General features: G+C 45.2%; 5 protein-coding genes and 1 pseudogene. All 6 read left to right on the top strand.

Annotated features, from left to right (window positions below; genetic code table 11):
* Positions 1-55: 55 nt before the first annotated feature.
* Entirely contained in the window at positions 56-460 is a 405-nt protein-coding gene (locus ACOTX7_RS23895; RefSeq protein ID WP_421626174.1) for a hypothetical protein, read from the top strand.
* Between the two features lie 22 nt (positions 461-482).
* Positions 483-1,556, top strand: coding sequence for a hypothetical protein (locus tag ACOTX7_RS23890; protein ID WP_221813105.1), 1,074 nt, complete (start codon positions 483-485; stop codon positions 1,554-1,556).
* A gap of 63 nt (positions 1,557-1,619) precedes the next feature.
* A pseudogene (locus tag ACOTX7_RS23885) lies at positions 1,620-1,943 on the top strand (ADP-ribosylglycohydrolase family protein); the annotation flags it as partial.
* 80 nt (positions 1,944-2,023) lie between these two features.
* Positions 2,024-2,404 (top strand): immunity protein Tsi6 family protein, encoded by a 381-nt coding sequence (locus ACOTX7_RS23880; RefSeq protein WP_221813110.1) that lies wholly within the window; start codon positions 2,024-2,026, stop codon positions 2,402-2,404.
* 37 nt (positions 2,405-2,441) lie between these two features.
* On the top strand, positions 2,442-3,542 hold the full coding sequence (tri1, locus tag ACOTX7_RS23875) for an ADP-ribosylarginine hydrolase Tri1 (RefSeq protein ID WP_221813112.1): 1,101 nt from the start codon (positions 2,442-2,444) through the stop codon (positions 3,540-3,542).
* Positions 3,543-3,702: 160 nt separating this feature from the next.
* Positions 3,703-4,352, top strand: a 650-nt coding sequence (locus ACOTX7_RS23870; RefSeq protein WP_421626090.1) for a type VI secretion system Vgr family protein, incomplete at its 3' end; no start/stop codon positions are given.

The following is a 4,352-nucleotide window of genomic DNA, read 5'->3' as shown; positions in this document are numbered from 1 at the left end:
AACACAACCCGCTACGGGGGAGACTTACCCGAAATCTGATTTATTCAACAAAGCCATCTGGACGCTCGCGCTAATCTGGAATGGAAAAGATTTATTTAACAAAAAACAATGGCTCCTGGCTGGGTTGATGTTCGTTTTGGTGCTAGTGGCTACAGTCGTCATTGGCTTTACGTTGAAATGGCTTGCTCAGTCAATGTCATTATTTTCCGTCGCAACGGCCAAACATTATTCGATCATCTTATCCATGTCTTTCCTGTGCGTCTGGGGATTAAAGGTCACAGTAGTCCTGCTGTGCACGTTATTTTCCGGGATTATGGGGGGGCACAAAAGATACAACGCAGAAAATTATGAAAAATTATCGTCTATGACACGTGCCGTGGCGCCTGGCTTACTTATCTTTGCTAAAAGCTTAATTACCCTCGGAAGCTTCCTTATGTTTTCGGGTTTATGGCTTAAGTAAGCGCGACGAGTGAGGTTGCATTATGGTTACTGAAAAAAAATATCTTTTTCCTCTCGAGATGAAGGATCAGGAAAAAGAGATTCTGGAAAAATTCTGGAAATGTCTCTATACCTCCGGAGAAAAAGAGATGTTCCATTACTGGCTACTGTTACCACAGAATGTTAAGCCAGCAGAATTAAAACCGGTCACGTTTCAGGAGGTTGGACTGACGAATATTGGACGATACATCGCCGATGACACCGGCCCCTATATTGAAGTCTGGGCTGCGTATGAACACTGCCAGTGGGAGATGAATGCGTCAGACTGGCTTATCAATAAGCTCGACTTAATGGGCGAGAAAGTACTGAGCCAGAGGATAATTACGCATCCTTCAGGAAGTGGGAAATTTGCGGATATCCTGTCCATTAAAAAGATGCCATCGGGTGATGAGGTCGTTTCACGGTATACGGTGCAAAAGGATTATAATCCTGTAAATGGTGGAGGGAATTACTTCCTTTTGAAAACGGCTTGTGGTTCTAAGGATTACAACTCGATCGCCGATACTATTTTCCTGATTGCTATCAACTGGGATTTAATGCATCGCAGCAATATGATGCTTTCAGAACTGTTGAAAACAGTTAGCCTTAGCAACAAAAATGACAGTGGATTTAAAATTCCGGATTCATGGCAGGTGAGTACACTGGATGATAATCGTCTGGTAATTGAACACACGTTAGGTAATGTCAACCATGGAGTGATTAATTTCTGTCTTTTCCGTCAGACTGATTATCCTTCTGCGCAGGCTATTTTCGAAGAAGCAACTGCGCGTTTTAACCGTCACGATAGTGCGGTCTCTCTTGCGACGTCGGACATTGCCAGCATTCCAAATGATATCAATCTCACGTTTACAGGCGATCTTTATAGCTGTACTGGAGAGGTTGTCAGCGCTGCTGAGAATATCAGGGCTTATTACGACATGCGTATCTTCAAAATTAATGATTTATGGTGTTACATTGAGGTGGTTGGGCCCCATCGTAATCATCGGGATTATTATTACGAAACCAATAAACGATGTATGGAAATCATTCTTTCTACGTTTCGCATAGAAAAACGATGAGCTGACAAAGTTAATTCATGGCCATCTAAATAAAACCATAGAAATGTGGTTTTATTTTTGTTGCACAGAAACATGATCATAAACGCGGGTGAATATAAGCAAAAAACTCGCGATCAGATTCTTTCAAGTGGTTATGTTATCGATACGCTTGAGGCTGCGATGTGGTCCGTATGGAATACGGATAATTTCCGTGATGCCATTCTGCTGGCCGCCAACCTTGCCGATGATGCTGACGTCGTTGCGGCGACGGCGGGACAAATAGCGGGGGCGTTGTATGGTTATTCCGCTATCCCGCAGGACTGGAAAGATAAACTCGTACAACACGAACGTATTGCCACAATGGCGGGTAAACTATTCGATAGAGCACCTGAGGATAATATTTTATAGTAACAATTACCAAGGGTAAGCGAGGGCATATGACGACTTGCGATAAGGTATGGAATTTTTAGTTAGCTGGTTCTATTGCAATGAATGAAATGACAATGTTTGGTTACGTTGATAGAGCATTAACTTTAGCACAGAAAAGATATGCAGACGTCAAGAATCGTGATCCCCAATCCCCGCTTTTGCAAATGTACGGCTCTATTGTACAACAATTATTATTTCTACGGGATTTAATCGAAGGCAAGGAAAAGGATAGAGCGAAATTATGGGATATGACGTTCGGTATGTATGCAGGGAAGGAGTTTGATCATTCTGATGAGTTGTTTTTTGAAAGGTTGTCAGATGCCTGGTTTATTGTGGATCAAATCCGTCGAGGGTTAAAGGTTAGGCTGCCGCATGAGGTCGATACCAACTATAATAAAAAGAAACAAAACCTCATGAAGAAATTCCCTGATGAATTTTAGTATTTCATATGAATAATATTTTTATTATGGGTGAAAGGTGATTGACTTACATGCTGATTTAAATGCCTTGTTAAAATATGTTGATAGATATCGTAAATACTTACCCATTAGCAGACCTTCAGTCCAGCGAAGGATGCAGTATACGTATGATAATAAGCCATTAGAATCATCCTCAAATAGTGATATACAAAAACAATGGGACTTAACACCTTCATGTAACATCTCAGTAGCGGAATCACAGGATCGTGCTGTCGGTGCGCTTATTGGTCTTGCTGTTGGAGATGCCGTAGGTACGACGCTTGAATTTTTACCTCGTGACAAAGCACACGTCAAAGATATGACAGGTGGTGGGCCGTTTCGACTTCGCGCAGGCGAATGGACAGATGATACATCCATGGCATTATGTCTTGCGGAAACGCTTCTTGAGAAAGGTGATGCTGATACTATATGCTTTCGGAATAAGCTTTTGGCATGGTATCAGCATGGTTATAACAGTTCAAATGGCGTCTGTTTTGATATAGGTAATACAACGCGATTTGCTTTAGAGCAATATTTAACAATTAGCCCTGGATGGAGCGGCAATACTGCTCCAGAAACTGCGGGTAATGCTTCCATTATCAGACAAGCCCCTGTCTCTATTTTTTTTAGAAAGTCATTAAGCAAAGCGTTTTATGAAGCTAAAAAACAGAGTATCGCAACTCACGGTGCCGCGGAAGCAATAAATAGCACACAGTATTTAAGTTATTTGCTTGTGCATATGATTAACGGTAGCAATAAAGATTTTGTTTTTTCTCCGCACGTTATGCCGCTTCAGCCACGCGTAATGATTATTAACGCGGGTGAATATAAGCAAAAAACTCGCGATCAGATTCGTTCAAGTGGTTATGTTATCGATACGCTTGAGGCAGCGATGTGGTCGGTATGGAATACGGATAATTTCCGCGATGCGATTCTACTGGCCGCCAATCTTGCCGATGACGCTGACAGCGTTGCGGCGACAGCGGGGCAAATAGCTGGAGCATTATATGGTTATTCCGGTATTCCACAGGATTGGAAAAATAAACTCGTGCAACATGAACGTATCGCCAAAATGGCTGGTGAATTGTTTGATAGAGCCCCCGAAGACACTTTCTTATAACTGTTTATCTCAATGAAACTACAGGGAAAGTAGTTTTATTTTGTGGCAAGCGAAGTCAATCTTACAGCTACTCATTATCACATCAACAGTGTTTCCGCTTTGCGCACTGACGCTGAGTTAACTTCTGGCACTGAGATTAGCCCATAGTGGAATAAAGATTATGCTCAACCGAATTACCGTTCAGCTCCCGGTTGAGGGGCTGCTTTTCTGGAAACTCTCCGGCCGCGAGGCGATGTCCGAGTCGTTCGCGCTGACGCTGACCCTGCTCGGCACTGACGCGCGCATTGATCGCAGCAAGCTGCTGGGCCAGCCGGTCACGGTGACGATTCCGACGCAGAACCTGCTTACCCCCCGCTACATCAACGGCAAAGTCACGCGCGTGGCGGTGAGCGCCGTGGAGCTGACGGGCACCCGCTACGCGGTGTACCAGCTGACGGTGGAGCCGGACCTGTGGCCAATGAAGCGCGACCGTAACCTGCGGATCTTCCAGGGGCAGACGGTACCGCAGATTGTCAAAACCCTGCTGGGGGAGCATCAGGTTAACGTTGAGGACAAACTCACCGGCAGCTACCGGGTGTGGGACTACTGCGTGCAGTATCAGGAATCGAGCCTGGACTTCATCAGCCGCCTGATGGAGCTGGAGGGGATTGCGTACTCCTTCAGCCACGAGGCGGACAAGCACACCCTGGTACTCACCGACGCCGCGACGCAGCACCAGCCGTTCAGCGGCTACGAGGTCATCCCTTACCATCAGACGCCGTCCGGCGGCAGTACGGATGAAGAGGGTATCAGCCAGTGGGCGCTGGAGGA

Origin of the sequence: Enterobacter cloacae complex sp. IR5418 (assembly GCF_049238105.1) — a bacterium.
Taxonomy (GTDB): Bacteria; Pseudomonadota; Gammaproteobacteria; order Enterobacterales; family Enterobacteriaceae; genus Enterobacter; species Enterobacter hormaechei.
Note: the sequence above shows the minus strand (reverse complement) of the source record. Positions and strands in the feature narration are given on the sequence as shown.

What these genes read in the sequence shown, in the direction of transcription:
- ACOTX7_RS23890 (WP_221813105.1), top strand. Translation starts at nt 483, where the DNA reads ATGGTTACTGAAAAAAAATATCTTTTTCCTCTCGAGATGAAGGATCAG.
- ACOTX7_RS23880 (WP_221813110.1), top strand. Translation starts at nt 2,024, where the DNA reads ATGAATGAAATGACAATGTTTGGTTACGTTGATAGAGCATTAACTTTA.